The sequence below is a fragment of the Pseudomonadota bacterium genome, assembly GCA_016719885.1.
GTDB lineage: Bacteria > Pseudomonadota > Gammaproteobacteria.
Genome location: JADJYF010000012.1, coordinates 60739 through 80459, shown reverse-complemented (window position 1 = coordinate 80459; position 19721 = coordinate 60739). Strand labels below are relative to the sequence as shown.

8 protein-coding genes and 4 pseudogenes are annotated in these 19721 nt (G+C 58.3%); 2 read left to right on the top strand and 10 right to left on the bottom strand.

What is annotated here, in order from left to right:
* Positions 1-7: 7 nt before the first annotated feature.
* The 10 genes and pseudogenes from IPM80_13540 to IPM80_13495 form a co-directional block, all read right to left on the bottom strand.
* Positions 8-1186 (bottom strand): tyrosine-type recombinase/integrase, encoded by a 1179-nt coding sequence (locus tag IPM80_13540; protein MBK8959417.1) that lies wholly within the window; start codon positions 1184-1186, stop codon positions 8-10.
* Positions 1187-1419: 233 nt separating this feature from the next.
* The gene (locus IPM80_13535) at positions 1420-2292 is read right to left on the bottom strand and encodes an integrase domain-containing protein (protein ID MBK8959416.1); all 873 of its coding nucleotides are present in this window, start codon (positions 2290-2292) and stop codon (positions 1420-1422) included.
* Between the two features lie 1525 nt (positions 2293-3817).
* The gene (locus IPM80_13530; GenBank protein ID MBK8959415.1) at positions 3818-4468 is read right to left on the bottom strand and encodes a hypothetical protein; all 651 of its coding nucleotides are present in this window, start codon (positions 4466-4468) and stop codon (positions 3818-3820) included.
* 112 nt (positions 4469-4580) lie between these two features.
* Positions 4581-7591: pseudogene (locus IPM80_13525) on the bottom strand (type I restriction endonuclease subunit R).
* Positions 7592-7790: 199 nt separating this feature from the next.
* Positions 7791-9476: a putative DNA binding domain-containing protein gene (locus tag IPM80_13520; GenBank protein MBK8959414.1), complete on the bottom strand. Its 1686-nt coding sequence runs from the start codon at positions 9474-9476 to the stop codon at positions 7791-7793.
* Entirely contained in the window at positions 9473-9979 is a 507-nt protein-coding gene (locus IPM80_13515; GenBank protein MBK8959413.1) for a hypothetical protein, read from the bottom strand. The genes IPM80_13520 and IPM80_13515 overlap by 4 nt, the downstream gene beginning before the upstream one ends.
* The gene (locus tag IPM80_13510) at positions 9957-10472 is read right to left on the bottom strand and encodes a restriction endonuclease subunit S (GenBank protein MBK8959412.1); all 516 of its coding nucleotides are present in this window, start codon (positions 10470-10472) and stop codon (positions 9957-9959) included. Before IPM80_13510 ends, IPM80_13515 begins: the two co-directional genes overlap by 23 nt.
* Before the next feature lie 388 nt (positions 10473-10860).
* A pseudogene (locus tag IPM80_13505) lies at positions 10861-12657 on the bottom strand (DUF262 domain-containing protein).
* A 3-nt stretch (positions 12658-12660) separates the two neighbouring features.
* A pseudogene (locus IPM80_13500) lies at positions 12661-14956 on the bottom strand (SAM-dependent DNA methyltransferase).
* 63 nt (positions 14957-15019) lie between these two features.
* Positions 15020-16167: pseudogene (locus tag IPM80_13495) on the bottom strand (Fic family protein).
* A gap of 212 nt (positions 16168-16379) precedes the next feature.
* Here IPM80_13495 and IPM80_13490 point away from each other — a divergent pair.
* Both IPM80_13490 and zorA read left to right on the top strand, forming a co-directional pair.
* Positions 16380-17363 (top strand): HNH endonuclease, encoded by a 984-nt coding sequence (locus IPM80_13490; protein ID MBK8959411.1) that lies wholly within the window; start codon positions 16380-16382, stop codon positions 17361-17363.
* Between the two features lie 353 nt (positions 17364-17716).
* The gene (gene zorA, locus IPM80_13485; protein ID MBK8959410.1) at positions 17717-19720 is read left to right on the top strand and encodes an anti-phage defense ZorAB system ZorA; all 2004 of its coding nucleotides are present in this window, start codon (positions 17717-17719) and stop codon (positions 19718-19720) included.
* The last annotated feature ends 1 nt before the right edge of the window (position 19721 follow it).

Below are 19721 nucleotides of genomic sequence, written 5' to 3'. Positions count from 1 at the left end.
TTTTCATCTAGTTACGTTCTCCCTCCAGCACGAGCACTGGCCTGCGTTGGGAGATTTGTGGGGATTTCGGTGAAAAACCTCCACGAATCAACACCAAACCGTGGCCGTTGACCGTCCTCAAGCACACTCTTTCAGCGGCTTCGAGCAACTCAGTGATCTCGACCGCCGAGTAGTGCGTCGTGATGTCACCGTTCTTATGGCCGAGTAGCGCCTTGCGTGTTTCGAGCGGCACACCCGCTGCTCGCAGACGACGTCCGAAGGTGTGTTTGAGATCGTGCACCCGGATATTGGCAAAGCCATACGGGCACTCGACTTCAAACGTCTCTTCGAACTTCGCGGCCGCTTTATCCCGCGCGTGCTTCCATGCGCTGTTATAGATCTTGGTGATGCGCTTACCCCGGTGCGGGAACACCCACACCGGATGCAAGCCGCGCTGCGCCTCGATGACCGAGGTCGCAATGCTGTTCAAGACCACCAGACGGTCTTCCTTGTTTTTGACTTCGCTCTCGGGGATCACGAACACGCTGGTGCCAAGGCTCGGCAGCACCTGCTCCTGTTGCCAGCGCAGCCCGCACACCTCTTGTTCGCGCAAGCCTGTGTTCACCTTGAACAGGGCCAGTGTGGCGAGATGTTTGGGCATCTGCTGAAACAACAGATCCTGCTCTTCCCAGGACAGCGGATACGGCCGCCGCCTGTCGTTCCAATCCACGAAACGGATCAAGGGCGGTGTCTCCAACCAGGACAGGCCGTTCTCGTCCCGCCACAGGCGGCTGGCCAGGTTCAAGACCCGTCGCACGACGGCAAACGTCCGGTTCACCGTGCCGCTCTTGACCCCAGCTTTACGCCGCGCGGCGATGAAGGGTTTCAGCGTTTCCATGTGCACCTGGTCCAAAGCCAGACTCCCTATGAACGGGACGACCAGGGCCAAGTCCTGGGCGTCCCGATGCAAGCTCCGCTTGTACTCTTCCAACAAGAACTTCGTCGCCGCTTCGCGAAACGTGCGCCGAGGCCGTATGCCGTACACCGCTGCATTCCGGATCTGTTGGATCCGGTGATTCAGGTAGCGCTCGGCTTCCTCGATATCGCCTGTTTCACAGCTCTCTCGAAGTCGTCGTCCGTGTACGACTTTGTCGATATGCCACGTGCCTCTTCGTCTGAAGAGGCCGGGCGTGGTTTTGCGTCCCATAGCAATCCTCCTTGCTTCGCGGGACGCCCGTTGCGGGATTTATACTGCTCCAGCGCTGCGTCCATCTCAAGGCGATCAAAGGCCAGGCCCTGCGTGCCGATGGGGATCTCGGTCAGGTAGGGCCTGAGCACCTGATTGAACACAGCGCGGCACATCCCGCAGTAGCCGTGGGCGTCTCGGGCACGGATAAATCGGGGTAGTAGTTCCATCGCTGTCCGTACCGGAGGTCGGCGTCAGCGACCGAGGTACACGGCGGTCACCTGCTCCCGCGCATGGCCAAGCTCGGCGCTGATGATGAGTCGCGCCTCGCGGTCCCGCGCCTTGGCCTCCCCGGTCAGCCGGAGCGAACTCGGCCCGCCGGCCGAAGGGCAGGCCCGGCCGGTCAATTCCCAGTAACGGCGCTGGGCGTACCGATGCCGGTGACCATGCACGTGGTGGATGCCGGCCTTGTCGCAGTGGTGCTTGAAGACCTGCAATTGCGCGACATAGGTCTCCCGCGTAATCAACGAGCCCTCGCGTGTCGTCGCCGCCAGCGCCCTGGCGTCATCGACTACCGCCCGCTGTGCTTCGGTGCGGATGGGGATCTCCCGCATCCGTCCGCCCTTAGTCCAAGACGGCTTCAGCACCAGGCGGTCCCCCCGATCTGCCCAGCTCGGCTGGAACTTGATGCTCTCCTCGCGCCGCAGTCCGAACTCGGCCTGCAGCCGCAGTGATATCTGCGTATAGGGATCGGTTACCGCCGCCACGTCCCCTTCAGTCAAGGTGCGTCCCTTGTCCTCATTGGTGACGTGCCGCCTATCGGCGATGCCGTAGGTATCGTTGCCGCGCGCGACGATGTTCTGTTTATTGATCTTGGCGGCCAGCCAGCGAAGCGCGCTCATGCGGTTCTTGATGCTGCCGCTGCCTAATTTCTCCTCGGTCCAGCGTTTGACCAAGGCGTCAACATGCTTGGTCTTCAAGCTGCCGGCGGTGTCCAGCTTAAAACCCATCTCGTCCAGCTGTTTGCCGATCAAGATCAGCATCCTTTCGCGATCGGACTGCGTCTTAAAAGAGCCGTCGCGATTGTGCCGGCAGATCTGGCGCAAGCTATAAATCAGATTCTTCATGTTCGATTCCTCATCCTTCATTTGCACACGCGGCCGAACGGTTGCCGCCACCCGCAAGACTTCCGCGGCGAATGCCGGCAGCGCCTTGCGCGACTTTTCCGTTGTGTGTTTGTGATCCATGTGTCGCCTTCCTTTTCCTGTTCCATTTCTCGGTGCGGTCTATTCGGTAAGTGGTAGTGCTCAGCCGGCGTGCCGAAGCGCGACGGTTTTGATTGAGCCCGGGACACCGATCCCGGTTTGTGCAGAAGTCCTAAACGCATTGCCGCCGCTGCACCGGCTCTTGGCTTCGATGCCCGTTCCTGTTGGAAGCGAGTGCATCGAGGTTCTGTCATCCCGAACCCAAGGACGCCCTTAAGGGGGGCGCACCGAACAGCGCATTGCGCGCAAGGTAGAGAAGGCGCGAGTAGTCGCAAGACGTCGTCACGCGTGGTCATCACTTCTGCAAACACGGCGCAAACCCAAACGTGGTGCGGCTTGCGACGCGTCGTCACTGGCAGCTGAACGCTGGCCAGTGACGACGCGGACCCATGCAATCTCGCTCGGCATTCGAGCGTTCCAGGACCGTTGGCGCAGCTTTCGCTACGGCAACGGCCTTGGCAGATCGCCTAGACGCGGTGAAGCGCCTGAGTCCGGATGCAGGTGAAAACTGTCGCCATTGCGCAGCGCGAAGCTGGCGTGACGACTGGGTGGAACGGGCAAGGTCGCGTGGCGTGAATCTCGCGATTCACGCACACACGCCCGTGCCGCAGGAGCACGACAGTGCTCCGAGGGTGGAAGCGCTGCCGACATCCGACCGAAGTCGAACGCCGCAGCGCAGTGCGGTGACGGCGTAGGCCGGCCGCAAATGTAGAACAAGCGGTTCTCGCGGGGCGAGGCCGCAATACGTCGAACAAGTACGCGCTAGTTTTAAGTAGCGCGTTAAATTAAGCGAGCATCGCTCGCATCAACTATCAGCAGCGACCGCGAGGTCCTTGCTGAGGGCGGCACCGGCAAGAAACTATGCCGAGCCATAACGTAGAAACGTACTTCGTACAGACTCAGTTATGTGAGAACCCCCAACGTCCCGACCATTTTGCGGTCGGTCCTGCGCTCCTTCCAGGGGCGCTTGATTAGGTTATACGGATTGCTATTCCGTCGCGCGCGCATCCAGCACGGTTGCTGCAGCTATGCCCAGTTCTCCCGAAGTGCAGCGCTCGGTTACAGGTACCGGACAGACCTGTTGTGTGCGGATATTTATACGCCGTCACTTATTGGATTTCGAGTCCGGTTTGAAAAATGTGTGTGCTCGGACTCGGCTCATCCAAGGGGCCAGAATCTCCCGGTAGGGTGGCGCCAGTTTCAACTGGCCGGGCGAGCTGTTCGAGGAGGAATATTTCGGAACATTCTGGATTAGCTCGGACGAGTCAGTGGCTGGATCTTTGTGCCAGCGGCGGGTGCCGTCCCCGAAAGTAACCCCGGCTCGCTCGCTTAGGCTAGCTAGGTTGCCATGTTGCCCGCGCCGCTGCCCAAAACGGTCGGGCTCCATTTAGACACGATAGGTCACGCCCTCTTTGTCATCGATCTCGATGCGCCCGGCTTTGATGAGCTTCTCCAGGAGTTGGGCGGCGTCTAAATCGCTGGCCTCCTTGCCGAGGTTGGCCTTTAGATGGCTGAGCAGCGTCTTTTTCTTCTTCGGGCGATTGGTGGTGTGCTTGCGCAGACGGTCCAGCACGAGATTCATTGGGTCGGGAGGCCCGGCCGCTGCGGTCTTGGGCGCGGCGGCCGCCGACTTGGGCTTGGCGGGCTTGGGCACAGCGGGCGCCGCTTTGGGTGGGGCCGCAAAAGTCAGGGTGGTGAAGTCGTTGTGGCGACGCACCCGTACATGGCGGCTCTGAAGATGCGCAATCAGCGGGTCGTAACCGCTGTCCTTGGAGACGATGTGGAAGTAAGCGCCCGGGTCCGCCAGCACCTCTCGGCCGAGGTAATAGGCCAGCGCAAAGTCTACGGCGTTCTTGTCGCTGGCCGACAGGCGTATCAGTTGCACCGAGGCCGCGTGCTCAAACAGTTTCACCACCGTCTCGGCATCTAGCTTGGTCTGCTTGGCGCCGACCAGGATGGTCAGGCTCACGGTCTTGGCGCCGATGAGACACAAGTCGATGTGATGCACGTTCTCAAAATCGACGAGGACGTAGTTCATTGGTGGGCTGACTGGTGGCGTGGTGGTCATAGGGCCTCAGGTGGCAGTGAGTTCGGCGACGAGCTTCCAAGTGGCGTCAGACTTCAAGCCATCCAAGCTCAATAACCACAGGTCACTGATTCGTAATTCCGTACACCATGTCACTGACGAAGCGCTTGAACGATTCGTTTTCCGTGAATTGCTTGTAGAACTGCGTGAAATCCTTCATGGAACCCTGGGTGGCCTTACCAAGCGCTTTGTCGTGAGCCATGCGGGCGGTATGTGGCGTATTCATTTTGGCGTTCTGAAAGTCCGCGTCAGCGGCAACCTTCGGCGCGATGTCATCGCGAATGTGCCGGAATATGCGGTCCGCATCGGCAAAGGTGGTGCCGAACTGCTCGTTGAATGTCTTGAGGATATTGCTCAGGCGGTCCAGCTCGGGCTCAGGCTTACGGCCGCTCGCGTCGGTCGGCACGGGCTCGATTTCCGCGTCCTCGTCCGACAGCGCTATCTTCATCTCGGCCTGTTTCTCGAGCCGGTAGCTGTCCATGTCGATGGCATCAAGAATGCCCTTCGCAAGATCCTGGTCTTTCGGCGCGGGCAGCTTGGGCGTCAGGAGTTCGAGAAAGATTGAAAGCTTTTCCCATTCGGTGTTGCCGTAGGGAATTATTGACGAGAGGAAGGCGTAAGTCCGGCAGAAGACTTTGGCTTTACTCTTGAAGTCCACCTGCTGGTCTTCGTCCAGAGCGTGGCTGTAGATCTCTTCGCAGGCGTCAAGTATCGGGTCTAACTGTTCGCGCTCTGCACCGGCCAGGAATAGCTCCACGAGCTGTTGAACCTGACCCGGGGCATAGACCTGGGCATCGTCCAGCGCCGCTCTCAAGTCGTGCAGCTTGTTCGGGTCTGTCTCATCGGCCAGTAGCGTGGTGCGGTAGTAGTCCTGGAATGCGAAGGTGACCGCATCGGCGTTGTTCTGGAAATCGAGGACGAAGCAGTCGTACTTGCCTGGATGGGCGCGATTGAGGCGGGAAAGCGTCTGCACGGCCTTGATGCCTGAGAGCGCTTTGTCCACGTACATCGTGTGCAGCAGGGGTTCGTCGTAGCCAGTCTGGAACTTGTCTGCGCAGATCAGGAAGCGGTAAGGGTCGCTCTGGATCTTTTCGGAAATGTCGCCGCTCGGAAAGCCATTCAGCGAGGCCTCGCTTACCTTGGCTCCGTCATATTCATGTTCGCCAGAGAACGCGACGATCGCCTGATACGAACTCTTGCGCTCCAAGAGATAGGTCTTGAAGGCGTGGAAGTACTGTATGGCCCGCTCGATGCCACTGGTCACCACCATTGCCCGCGCCTGGCCCCCGATCTTGGCCGCAGCCAACACCTGCTCATGGAAGTGGTCGATCATGATCTCGGCCTTGAGGCCGATGGCATGCTCGTGGCTTTCCACATAGCGGCGCAGCTTCTTCTTGGCGCGTTTGGTGTCGAATAACGGGTCGTCTTCGGTGGTTTTGACGAGCTTGTAGTAACTGTTTATCGGCGTATAGCTCTTCAGCACGTCAAGAATGAAGCCTTCTTCGACGGCCTGCTTCATGGTGTAGCTATGAAAGGGCCTGTGCTTGATCTTGCCTTCGGCATCGGGCGGCAAGGCCTCGCCGAACATCTCCAGGGTCTTATTCTTGGGCGTGGCGGTGAACGCGAAGTAGCTGGCATTACTCAGCAACTTGCGCGCCGCCATGCGCTTCTCCAGCGCTTCGTTCACCGTGTCCTCGGGGTCGGGACCGTCATCGTCATTGTCCGAAGTGGCGCCGAGCGCCTGGCTCATCGCTGCCGACGTCTTGCCGCCCTGGCTGGAGTGGGCCTCGTCGATGACAATGGCAAAAGTCTTGGTCGCTTCAAGCGCAATCTCGTCGAGGATGTGCGGGAATTTCTGCACGGTCGAGACGATGATCTTCTTCCCCGCTTGAATGAAGTTCCGCAGATCGCCGGAGTGTTTGGCGTGGCCCACTGTCGCACCAACCTGCATGAACTGTTTGATGGTGGTCTGGATCTGTTGGTCGAGCAGGCGCCGGTCGGTGATAACGATGACAGAGTCGAAGATGGGCTGGTTATCACGTCTTAGCCCAATCAACTGATGGGCAAGCCAGGCAATGGAGTTCGATTTGCCACTGCCCGCTGAATGCTGGAGCAAATAGCGCTTACCCGCACCGGTGGCGCGCGCATCGGCCAGCGCGTGGTGCACGAGACTCAGTTGGTGATAGCGCGGCCACACCTGCTTGCGCTTCTTTCTGCCGGTGCGCGGGTCGACTTCTTCGACGATTTGCGCATAGTTCTCCAGGACGTCGGTCAGCCCGGCGGGGGTGAGCACGTCCTTCCATAGGTAATCGGTCTTGATACCTAAGGCGTTGGGTGGGTTGCCGGCGCCGTCGTGGTGGCCTTTATTGAAGGGCAGGAACCATGAGCCCTTACCCTGCAGGTGGGTGCACATCGCGACATCGCTGTCCTCCACCGCGAAGTGCACCACGCAGCGGCCGAATTCGAACAGTCGCTCGCGTGGGTCGCGGTCGCGTTTGTATTGCTCGATGGCATCCTTGACGGTCTGCTTGGTGAGACTGTTCTTGAGTTCGAAGGTGGCAATGGGGAGCCCATTGATAAACAGGCCGAGATCCAGCGCACGGCGCGATTCGTCCTTGCTGTAGGCGAGCTGCCGCGTGATCGAAAGCGGTTCTCGGCGTGCAGGGCTTCGGCCTTGACGTTGCCTGCCGAAGCGGTGCCGTAGAACAGCGTGAAACTCAACGGCCCGTGGGAGATGCCCTTGCGGAGTACATCGATGATGCCGCGCTTGCCGACCTCGGCGGACAGCCGCGTAAGAAACTTGAGCCGATTGATGTCCCGCGCGTCGTTTGCATCAAGCATCGCCAGCTTGGCAAAAGCCGGTGCCTGGGTCGCGCGCAGAAAGGCGAACAGCTGGGGCACATCGAGCGCGTAGGCGCGGTCATAGTCCTGGGCGCAGCCCGCGGTGTAGCCGCTGCCGCCATAGGGTGGCGGACGCTCGGCGACTTGATTCGGCGTGACGGAGAGGCCGTCAGTGCCGGTCATGTGCCGCACAATCAGGGTTTCGAGGCCCTTTTCACTGGTGTCCGTACTCATTCGCACCTCACCTGGGCCACGGTCGATCGGCTTGCCGGACCTAGCCTTGCTCGCCCCTTTGTTGAATCCTTTGTTAAACCCCTTGTTAAAACGCCTGCGGGCGGCTCGGATTAACAAAGGCCTACGGGACTGATTTCGCGGCATTTTCAAGCGCCACGCCAGAGCTGGGCCCGGCTCAAGACTGACAAACTCCACCGGTTCAAACCAGTCCCTCATCGGCAGCGGGCTGCACGAGCACCCACCGCGGTTCCCCTCGCGAGCCCCCATTCGCAATCAGCTTCTGGCGCCGCAGCTCCTGCAGCAGGTTGTGTACCTTGGCGCGCTTCTGTTGCTCGGTGAGCCGGTCAGGCAGTTTCGGGATCAGTAGCTCATCGACCTCGGTACGGGCTACCGGCCCATGTTCGCGCACCAGGGCGAGGATCAATTCGACGTAATATTGCTTGTTGAAGCCTCGCTCGCGAATATGCCGTGCCGTTTCCCCGGTCGCCTTCGCTATCGCGCCCGATACCATGACACTCGGATAGCGACCTTCTACCAGGCCCGCCGCCTTCAGGCGCGCGAACTCCTCCCGCTCTATCCGCTGACCTTTCTGCACCCGGTCCAGCAGCATCACCTGCGCGAGCGTCAGTTGCGGCTGCTCCATCAACAGGCGCGTGTATCGTTCATCGAGAATACGCCCGGGGATACTCACGCTAACCTGCCCCGCCGTGTCGAGGTCGTAGTCCGGCAGCGGAAACGAGCGTCGCCGCTGGGTCTCGAACATGCGCTTGATGCCGCCGCCCTGGGTGTCGATGAGGTTGAGTTCGACCATCGCATCCGTTAGGAACGGGTTGCGGTAGAGCAGTTGCGGTGCGTCCTGTTCGATGACCGTCCGCACGCTACCGGGAAGAAAGTCCCCGACGTTCGTCAGCAACACACGGTCGGGAAACTCGACCACCGCGATGCGGCCGTGCCGCCGGTAGTCCTGATGGGCGATGTTGTGATGCAGCGCCTCGCGCAACACCCAGGGGTCGTATTGCGTGAGCTCCTGGGGAAAGAGCGTGCCGCTCGGCAACGCGCGTACCGTCAGGTTGCGCAGACGCTTCATCAGCCGGTCACCGGCCAGCAGGAACGGCGGCCCGAAGTGCTCGTAGTCTAGTTCTTGGTTGTCCGCGTCCTTCAGTATCCAAGACACCCTGGCCACGGCCGGCGTGAGTAGCGCCGTGGCTTCGCCGCGACCGAGCAGCAGTAGCGCGGTGTTCGTCACAGCGCCTTGGCGCAGAAGGCGAGCTTTGTTCAGAAAAGTGAGGTCGTCCCAGCCTGGCAGTTCACCGGCTTGCCCCGGGTGTTTGATGAAGAACTGCGCCCGCGCCTGAGCGATAGCCTCGGGGTCGAGGTCGGCTAGCGTCGCGCGCTCACAGACCTCGGCCGACCAGTCCGAGCCTTGTATCCACAGAGCGCGCTCTTTCTCGGGGTGTTTGGCAAGCTCCATCTTGCTTGCGCCAGCGCGGCAGTAGGCCTTGCCCGAAAAGCTGACCGGCTGGCCCCGGGCCGGGCCGACGGAAAGAACTACGACCCGGCCTTGTGGGTGATCGACGACTTCGACGTCGATGCCAGGGTTGGGTTGCAGCATCACCCCCAGCCACGGCAGCAGGTCCTGGTTACCTTTCCCCTTGGTCGCATAGAGGTCGACATGTGTGCCGACCACCTCGTGCGTAGCATCGTCGACGCCGAGCACCAGGTAGCCGCGCGGGTGGCTGCGCAGGCAGGCCTCATTAGCGAGGGCCGATAGGTACTCGCCGATGTCCTGGGCCTCCGCATGATTACGCTTGAATTCCAGCCACTCGGTTTCGGTGGGCTGGGCACGCAAACCGTCGACGAGGGCGATGAGATCGGCGTTGGTCACTCGGCGAGGGCCTCGTCTTCTATCTCGTCGGTCTCCTCGTCGAGGTCTGTGCCGTCAGAGATATGGTCGCGCTGTGATTCCTCGGGCAGCCGCGCCGCCGCTTCGCGGACATCGAGCTTGCCGGTCACTACGTCTGCGACGAGGCGAGTGCGATAGTCACGGAGGAGTTCGATTTCACGTTCGAGGCGGGAAATGGCTGTGCTTACCGCTGATAGATCGGCGGAAAGTCCCAACAAAATTTCAATTTGCTCGGTAGTAGGCGGGAGAGCTACATGGATCGCACCTAGCCTGTCATTGTAGAGACGTAAAAATCCCGATGTACCTGTGCCGAGTCCCTTCGACTCGGCGCGGAACTTCGATCGCACTTTGCGACTCCGGAATAGCTCTCCAAGAAATTCAACATTGGCATTACCTATCGGTTCAAATACCGCATAGTCGGGGCTGACCAATCCCATCAACTTGGAAGCAAAGATAACGCCATTACCAGCTTGCATTCGGTTCACGACGAATTGCCCTGGTCGGACAACCTTGAACCCTACGAGGGGTGGCAGCTTGTGGTGGTCGGCTGAAATGTTCCTCAAAGAGAACGAGCCCATGATGCATACGCATTGAGAGCAACGGTTCTGTACCAGTAGTCGACCGTTCGTCAACTTCTCGAAGCAGGTATTTAATTCGCCGAATTTCCCAGGCCTGTGGAATGTCGCCAAGCCAGGAAATACCGGAGGGTTTCAAAGGGACGGATGGGTCAAGACCACGGGAGACAGCACGTTGGGTGACGGTCTGCTTTTGCTCGTTAAGCAGCGCGATCACCTTCCTCTTCGCCCGGATCGCCCGCTCCAGCCGCCCATTCCCCCAGTCCAGAAACCTTACAATCGCTGCTTGTTCTTCTGACGGCGGGAATGGCACCCTCTGATTCCCGAACATCTCGAAGCGAAAGTCCGTAGAGCGCTCCCGAATGCCTTTAGCGAGCGCAAGGATCCATTGCGAATGCGCCATCTGCCGCACCAAATGCGCGTAGTAGCTAGCATTGACACCCGAGCGGGGCTGGCAGACGTTGTGAACGGGCGTGCGCTGCCATCGCTGTCGGAAACACCGATGGCACCAGCGAACGCGTCCATCCCATGGATCACCAAGTCACCCTTCCTAACGCCTTGGTAACCGGAATAGACTGTTGCTTCCGTGAAACCACGCAACCTGCGATTCTTACGAAGCGTTACCATCCCATCACGAAAGCAAGTGACGACTTCGTCTTCCTTGCTCACCGGTCTATCCATCTTCGTGAACAGCCGTTTGGCTCGTTCAGTCGCCCAGTGTTGAGGAATATCCCCAAGCCAGGGCTCCTCCGAATCTTTGTACTCCCCGTACGGTTTGAGATCGGCGATCATTAGAGTAACTCGAACCATCGCTGAATCTTAAGCGCCATCAGTCTGCGCCGCTCTTCGAGAAAGCTGTCGTAGTCCGGAATCGCACCATTTAACAGCGAATCGGGCAAACAGTGCGCGCGCAGATTGGCTTTGATGTCTGCGGTGCTGATGATGCCCCCGTACTTCCTCTTGCCGCCCTGGCACTGCTCGGACAGCTCCTGAAAATACTTCTCGGGCGCTTTATCGCCGATGGCGATATTGATCTCGCTCTGAGCGAGCACGAAGTTGGCAATCTGGTTATAGCGACCGCGAGCAAGCCCTTGCTTCTTGAGATGATTGCGGGGGTAAACATGATGCACATCGCTGCGATTCATCAGCAGGTCATGCACCGTGATGTCGCTCGAGAGGAAGCCCTTGTCGCCGAGCTTTACCTGGGCTGCTTTAAAAGCGAGAAAGTACGGGCTTAGCGCAGAGGAGGTATCCATGAGTTGAGGCAACATGCCAGTCCAGAAGCTCGCCGGTAGTTCGGTAGCAATCACCGAGTCGGCGTAGGCAGCCAGGCCTCGCGCCTCAATCTGTCGGATATCAAGGTCGAAGGCCGTTTCCGGGCTGCCGGTATAACGACTGCGGAGCACCGACATGGCATACCAACGGCGAACCAGCTTCTCAAGATCGGCAGGAGGCACCTTCTCGACGCGCCCACGCAGATAAAGAATGTAGGCAAAATTGACGGCGTTTTGCCCCCCGATCAAATCGCTGGTCACGAAACCCGCCGAGCGCAGAATCATCGTGAATCTATCGAAATGGGTTTGATTGATGAAGCGCAGAATGCCCTGCTTGAGTTTGGCGAAAGAGGCCTCTGCAATAGCGTCCTCGTACTGTCGCGTCTCAAAATTGCGCCCCGATAGCAGCGCAACCAGGTCAGCCAATTTGCCGCGCCCAAATTCGGCGGTAAACGCGACCCGCAGCATGTCGGTGTAGGTTGGGTCATAGATGTCGTCGTTGACATCTTTAAGCCAGCGCATCAGCGGGAAGAATTCGGAGGCCGCAAAGGCCTTGTCGCCTTTCTCTATGCGCCCCAGGAAATCTGGGGCTACAGCCAAGTGGCAGAAATAGTCGATCGCCTTGCGCAGCATATTACCGCCGTAGGTCTCGTTGGCAGCGATTTTCGACATGGCGAAATCAGCCTGCGATAGCTCGGCGCCGGCAGAGTTCACGCGGATGAAGATTTCTGTGACTGTTTCAATGTCGAGATCTTCGGCGAGTTCGATCAGGCCGACATGGTTGTTGATGACCTTGCCGAGGCGCTGGAGAACCTTGCCGACTTGTTTGCGATCGGCAGACGGGTTCTTTGCAACATAGTCCTCCGTCAATTCGATTAAGTCAGCTTCCGGTGCGAAGACTAACGCCACGTCTTCGATCCATGCCACGTCCTTGCGGATAGCAGGGTTAGCTACCTCGAACCTCTCGGTAAGCGGATGAAAAGCAATGCGAATGCGGATGGTCTCGTAGTCTTTGGTCAAGACTTCTCGGCCAAGCAATCCTGCCATGAGGGCGGTAACACGTTGCTGGCCATCAATTAGAATGCGCTTCCCGGCGGACGGTGTGCCGTCCTTGAGCTTTACGGTCGGATTTCGCCATGCGATGAGGTAGCCGACGGGATAGCCTTGGTACAGCGAATCGAGGAGATTGCGGACTTTGGTCGAATCCCCAAACGAAAGGCCGCTGGATTTCTGGAATAGCTATCTCCCGGACTTCACCCAAGTGAGCAGGGTTTCAATGGGATGCGGGGTGACGGAGTAGCGTTGGGTTGACATGGACTAATGTGCTCCTTTTAGCAGCCCGTTCAGTAGCCCTTCGGCCTCTTTTTCTATCGCGAGGATATCCGCGCTGATCTCCTCCAGCGTGCGTAGCGGCTGGGGTTTATAGAAGTGCCGAGTAAAGCTCACCTCATAGCCAATCTTGGTGGCATCTTCCTTGACCCAGGCGTCGGGCGTGTAGGGCAGCACCTCACGGCGAATGAATGCTTCAATCCCGCCATCTTCCAGCAGCGGTACTTGCACGGAATCTCGGAGATCGGCGTCCGGCTCATAGTCAACAATCGCGGGAAGCCCATCGACCGTGCCGTCATAGCGCCCGAAGAAGGGATCAGCATTTGCCTTGCTGGGCTTGTGCACTTTGGCGATGACTGGCGGCGCTGACTCGGCGCGCCAACTCGCCGCTTTTAGAATCAGCTTTAGGTCGGCGGCGGCCAGCTTTACCCACCTTCTTGAGGGCGACATCAACCTGGTCGCGGAACACGTTGTGGTCCTCGAATAGTCCATCGCCCAATAATTCGCGCAATTGGGTGGCGACGTCGACTAGCCGACCGTCACGTTCCCAGGTCTTTGGGTCGAGCAGCTTTCTCTTTCTTTTGTCCGGCAGACCCTTCGGGCCGCCGCCTTCCTCGCTATCGCCCTCTTCCTCGTCGCTTCCCCAGGCATCCAAGCGTTGTTCCAACGAGTGGGCAACGGTGGAGAACTTCGTAAAGAGCGCTTCTCCGAACTCATCGAAGAGTACGCTGCGTATTTCTTCGTCGCCAGACGCGAAACGGAGTACTTCCATCGCTTTCAGCGAGAGCTGACTATGCAGCCGTAGCGGGCGCTCAACCGTGAGCTTCCAATAACCGAAAGCTTCGTTGGGGAAGATCTTGGACTCAGGCGTCTCCTGGAAGTCGAGGAACGTGCGACTGATGCGCTCGATGTCCTCGGGCGAGAGTTCGCAGTTCTTCTTGCCAAGATTCTTGCGCAAAGGTTTGAACCACTGACTGGCGTCGATGAGCTGCACCTAGCGCTGACGGTGCGCCGACTTCCTGTTCGAAAGCACCCAGACATACGTTGCGATGCCGGTGTTGTAGAAGAGATTGCGCGGCAGCGCGACTATCGCTTCAAGCCAGTCGTTCTCGACCAGCCAGCGGCGGATATTGCTCTCACCCTGGCCCGCGTCGCCGGTGAAGAGCGACGATCCGTTGTGCACCTCGGCGATGCGACTGCCGAGGGCCGATTTGTCGTTCATCTTCGAGGCCATGTTGGCGAGGAACAGCATCTGCCCGTCGCTGGAGCGGGTGACCAGCGACAGCTCCTCGCCCTGGTGCATGACCTTGAAGCGCGGGTCGCGCATAGCGTCCTTACCGCCCATGGTTTCGAGATCCTTTTTCCAACTCTTGCCATAGGGCGGATTGGCGAGCATGAAGTCGAACTCCTGGGCAGGAAAGGCATCATGCGCGAGCGTTGACCATTCTGCACCGCCGACGATGTGGTCGGCGTTCTCGCCTTCGCCCTTCAGCAACATATCCGCCTTGCAAACGGCGTAGGTCTCGGGGTTGATCTCCTGGCCGTAGAGCAGGCACTTGACCTCCTGGCCACGCGCCGCGCCGGTCGCGGCTAGCGTCTCTTCTGCCACTGTGAGCATGCCACCGGTGCCGCAGGCGCAGTCGTAAAGCAGGTAGGAGCCGGACTTGATGTCGGCCTCGATAGGGAGGAACACGAGATTCGCCATCAGGCGCACGGCGTCCCGTGGCGTCCAGTGCTCGCCTGCTTCTTCGTTATTGTCCTCATTAAACTTGCGCACCAGCTCTTCAAATACTGTGCCCATGGAATGGTTGTCGATGCCGGCCGGCGAGAGGTCGATGTCGGGGTCGAGGAACTTGTTGATCAAAGTGCCGATGGCGTCGGCTCTGGACAGCGTCTGCAGTTGATTGCGGAATTTGAAATTCTCAAGGATATCCTGCACGTTGGACGAAAAGCCGTTCAAATAGTCCTCGAAGTCGGCGAGCAACTGCTGTTGGCTGCCACGTGAAGTGAGGTCGCGCAGCGTGAACTTGGGGGTGTTGTAGAACGCTTGGCCGGCAGCCTCGGGCAGTCCGGGATACTGATGAGTAATACCGGCCTCGTCGAGCATTGTCTTCGTGTCGAGCACGTTCTGCTTGGTTGGCTCCAGCACTGCATCCATGCGTCGAATGACGCACATGGGCAGGATCACATCGGGATACTTGCCGCGTTTGAAAAGATCACGCAGCACATCGTCAGCGATGCCCCAGATGAAAGAGACAATTTTATTGTGCGTGGCTTGGTCCATCTTCAATTCATGTCCAGGGCGCGAGAAACGAGCGGCGCTTGAGCGTCGCCAGCGTTAGCGCCTCTATTGAGTCAAAATTTCTATATAGGCCCGATAGGCGAAACTGCGCCTGGTCTTCTGCCCGGTCCGCTCTGCAACGATACTCAAATCTTCGAGTACTTTGATCGCGGCGTTGGCGGTCGGGAATGTCGTGGCCAGCTTTTGTCGCACATGTTCAACTGTGAAGAGCGGCATCATGGGCAGCAACTCAAAAAGTCGATAGCTCGCCGGCCCAGCCTTGTTTGCACCTAGTAGACGGCGCCGGTCGGCGGCGATGAGGCTGGCCACGGCGGCGATAGTGCTCTCGGCTTGGAGCGCCGCGCTGGCGACGCCCTCCAGAAAGAACGCCACCCATGCCTCCCAATCACCGTCGAGGCGCACCATCGCCAGCCGCCGGTAGTATTCCATCTGGTGCTGCTTCAAGAAGCTACTCAGATACAGCAGTGGCTCGGGCAGAGGACCCCAGTGCTCCAGCAACGCGGCGATCAGTAGCCGGCCTATCCGGCCATTACCATCCAGAAACGGATGAATCGTTTCAAATTGGGCATGGACCAGTGCAGCCTTGACCAGCGGCGGCAGCGGCGATGTTGCGTCGTGAATGAAGCGCTCCAGGTCGGCGAGCAGGTCAGGTACGCGCTCGGAAGGGGAGGCACGAACACCGCGTTGCCGGGGCGGGTACCGCCGATCCAGTTCTGCGAACGCCGCAGTTCGCCTGGTTGTTTGCCGGCACCTCGCGCCCCGTCGAGCAACAAGCGGTGGGCATCACATATCAGACGGACGCTGATAGGCAGGCCACTGGGTGAGCGCACGTTGTCCTGCATCAGTCGGAAGGCACGCAGGTAATTCGTCACTTCCTGGACGTCGTCCGGGTTGCTGACGGTGAAGCCCGCCTCGTCGTCGAGAAGGTCGAGCAGGGTGGCTTGGGTTCCCTCAATCTGGGAGGTGAGTAGAGCTTCTTTGCGGACGGGGCCGTACGGTACCCAGTCGAAGGATGGCACCAGACCGGCCAAGCCAGACAGGCGCGCCAGTGCCAGTTCGGCCTGTCGATTTAACGTGTCGTAAGAGGTCGGTGAAAGTGACGGTTCGGTGGGCGGCAGGGAAAAAGGGACGAACGCATGGACTTGTTCCCCAAGCGTCGATGAGGTTAGGTAGGTTCCGGTCAGCCGCCCCATTTAACGCAGTCTTTAATTTTCCCTAACTTTATTAAAGCATGCTTTAATCGATTGGCGGCAGATTAGACTAATCGCCGGCCGGGAACCACAGTTCGAGCGCCGACATTTTTCGGCCCAGCCCCGGGCAGCGGTCAGACGATGTGGCAACCAGACATAATGCAAACTTCCTGAATTCGGCAGACTCGGTGACGCCCTTCCCTTGATATGTAGCTATGCGCTATTGGTGGGTTAACCAGAATCAAACCTACCGCCACGAGGTGCGGGGAGGTTATCTGTGGTCGCCGAAGCGCAACAAAGGCGACGTCCGCAACCCCTTCTATGATTTCATGCGGGAGGTCTCACCAGGAGATGTCGTATTTTCGTTCGCCGATACGCTTATCAAGTCGATAGGCATCGCGCGATCCCATGCGTACGAGGCGCCGAAACCGCTGGAGTTTGGTTCGACCGGTGCCTATTGGGAGCTGATCGGGTGGCGGGTGGACGTGGGTTTCACGGAACTCCGATTACCTATCCGACCTGTCGAACACATGCACGTATTGGCACCACTGCTCCCCGCGAAATATGCGCCGCTGCGAAGTAACGGCCGCGGACTTCAGGGCGTCTATCTTACCCATCTACCCGAGACGCTCGCTTTCGCTGTGGTAGATCTCATCGGCGCAGAAGCCCGTGACCTCATACGCGGCCATTTCGTCGCTGACCAGCCGCCGATTCAGCCGGCCATAGGATTGGTCGAGTGGGAAGAACACGAAATGGACGTCCTGCGCCAGGATGACCGCGTCATCGAAACCGATCGCCAGGCAATTGTCCTGGCCCGTCGCGGCCAAGGCCTATTCAAGGAACGGGTGATGCAGATCGAGCGAAGCTGTCGAATTACGGGCGTCAATCGGCCTGAACACTTGCGCGCCAGTCATTGCAAACCATGGCGTGATGCGACCAATGACGAACGGTTGGATGGCGAAAACGGATTACTGCTGACGCCGAATGCAGATCACCTGTTCGACCGTGGCTTTATTGGATTCGAAAGCAATGGTGACGTTCTGATCTCACCGGTTGCCGATCGCGAGTCCTTGTCGCGTATGGGGCTCGACCCAAATCGATCACTCAATGTCGGGCGGTTCGGAGATGGGCAGAAGCGTTACTTGGAGTTCCATCGTGAGAACGTCCTCCTCCGCTCGAGATTTCTCGTTGTCGGTTAGAACGGTGATGGCAACCGATTACAAAGGGGTTGGAAAAGGGAACCGCGTCGATCACGGCGAAACGATCCCCGGGTAGACCACCTGGCCCTGAAAAATTGTTTCCGGATTGTAAACAGATGCACTTCGACGCGGCGAACCATGGCGTGGGTATGGGGGGGGGTACAGTCGGTGCGTCACAGTTTCAAATTAAGCGATTCCCCTGATCGTTCAGTTAGTTGTCGACCCCGCGTCGCGAGCGCAACATTAACAAAAATCTCAGGTTCGGCTATGTCGAAAGTCGCGACATTTTTATGTGAATAGAACTCGGCTGAATCCAAAAATGTCGACTCAATCAGCAACGAAACGGGGCCCGGATGAACGAACTACCGCAGATACTCGGCTCAATTCACCCCTCGCTGGCAACACTCCATGACCTGCCTCTGTACGTTTTCTTACTAGTCGTCGCATTGACGACCGCGTTCCTGCTTGGCTATCTCATTAAAGGAACTCAAGTCTGGTTCCAGCTTTGGAACAGCGGCCGGAAGGTTCGTCGTTTAGGAAGGGAAGCCAGCCCGCCGCAGCCTCAAGAGGTTGCGAAGATCTTTCGTTGGGAACCAGCGAAGCATCTGTGGGAAGAATACGCCGATACCTTACACGAGCTTCATAAGGCGTCATCTGGCTTCGATGCATTGGTCGAAGTCCGAGCCACCGTACCTGCGGAGAGTATGTTTACACGCGAGGTACTCGTCGACAGTCGACTATTCGATGATTTCACCAGGCACCTTCCCGGAATCCTCACCGGGCTGGGCATCATCGGCACGTTCGCAGGACTGCTAGAAGGATTAAAGAAATTCGACCCTTCAACGACTGCCACGGCAGTGCAAGGATTAGGCCCCCTGATGACGGGGGTACAGCACGCATTTGTGGCATCCGGTATGGCAATTGCGTGTGCCATGGGCGTCGTCTTCCTGAGTCGACTTGCGCTCGCTCTTCTGTATCGTCTGGTCGAGCACCTGACTCACGGCATCGATAGTCTCTATTCAACGGGGGCGGGAGAAGAGTACCTGGCGCGTCTTGTTAGGTCATCGGAACAAAGCGCCGCAAGTACAGCGCAACTTAAGGACGCGCTTGTCGAAGATCTTAATAAGTTAATGACCAATCTGGTAGAAAGACAGATCAAGGCACAGGACGCATCCGCAGTCACCCTTGGCGACCGCATTGGGGAGTCAATTTCTTCGGCACTCGCTGAACCGATGAAACGCGTCAGCGAGGCTATGGAGGTTACTACGAAGGGTAATACAGAACAGGTCAGTACCGTACTTGAGACCTTGCTGACTGGTTTTATGGCAAAGTTGGAGGACACATTCGGTGGCCAGATGCGTGGAATAAACGAGCAAATGCAGCGCTCGATGGAATCAATGGCCGCAATTCAGACGTCGTTGGAAGATCTTCTGACCGACATAAAGCGTACTAACGAGCAAGCGGCCAATCAGATGAGTGGCACGCTCGAAGACGCAATGAAAAAGGCCGCAGACAATCAACAACTCCTAACAAGCCAGATGCGGGAATTTGTTCAGGATTTTCGAAAGCTGGTCACAGAAGAGCAGAACAAGTCAAAACAGGCGATGGACGAAGCGGTGATGAAGGTCCTTAGTGAAGTCGCCGACGCTATGAATAGTCTTGAGTCGCTCCGAAAGAGCTCCGCAGCGGAGGAAACTGGTCGCAACGACCGACTCGCATCTCAGACAAATCAGTTGGTCGGAGGACTGACTACCCAAGTAGAGGTGCTGCTAGGCGTCATAGCTGATCAAGTAGAGAAGACCCAGAAGAACGTGGACGAGCTTGGAAACGTCTCCTTGCGGGCCATCGATGGCATGAATGAAGGCGCTCTTACCATGGGAGTCGCGGCTCAGCGGTTTGAGACGGCTGGCAACGCAGTGACGACGGTACTCGATAGATCGACCAAGATATCCGAAGGGCTTGGCACTGCTGCGGCCTCGCTTCAGACCGCAGCGACCGTTATTCGCCAGGGATTCGAGCAGTATGACTCAACCCGAAAGACAGTTGACACCCAGGTAGCGGGCCTGATGGGCCTAATCGAGTCGGCCAAAAAAGAAGCTGGCGTGTCGAAGGAGTTAGTAGCAAGCATCAAGGCAAGCGCCGAAGCGATGCGGAAGTCTGAGGCGGAGAGTCGTGAACATCTAGATTTGGTGAATGCCGCCTTAGTTAAGGCGTTCACTGATTTTGGTAGTTCTCTTGTCAGCCAAGTGAAGTCCGCAATTGCCGAGACGGACAGACATCTTGCCCAGGGTACCGGGCACCTGAATGGGGTCGTGCAGGAACTTGCAAACGCTGTTCAACGTATGAAGCGAGCCTGAA

What these genes read in the sequence shown, in the direction of transcription:
- IPM80_13540 (MBK8959417.1), bottom strand. Translation starts at nt 1,186, where the DNA reads ATGGGACGCAAAACCACGCCCGGCCTCTTCAGACGAAGAGGCACGTGG.
- IPM80_13510 (MBK8959412.1), bottom strand. Translation starts at nt 10,472, where the DNA reads ATGGCGCATTCGCAATGGATCCTTGCGCTCGCTAAAGGCATTCGGGAG.
- IPM80_13490 (MBK8959411.1), top strand. Translation starts at nt 16,380, where the DNA reads ATGCGCTATTGGTGGGTTAACCAGAATCAAACCTACCGCCACGAGGTG.
- IPM80_13535 (MBK8959416.1), bottom strand. Translation starts at nt 2,292, where the DNA reads ATGAAGAATCTGATTTATAGCTTGCGCCAGATCTGCCGGCACAATCGC.
- IPM80_13530 (MBK8959415.1), bottom strand. Translation starts at nt 4,468, where the DNA reads ATGAACTACGTCCTCGTCGATTTTGAGAACGTGCATCACATCGACTTG.
- zorA (MBK8959410.1), top strand. Translation starts at nt 17,717, where the DNA reads ATGAACGAACTACCGCAGATACTCGGCTCAATTCACCCCTCGCTGGCA.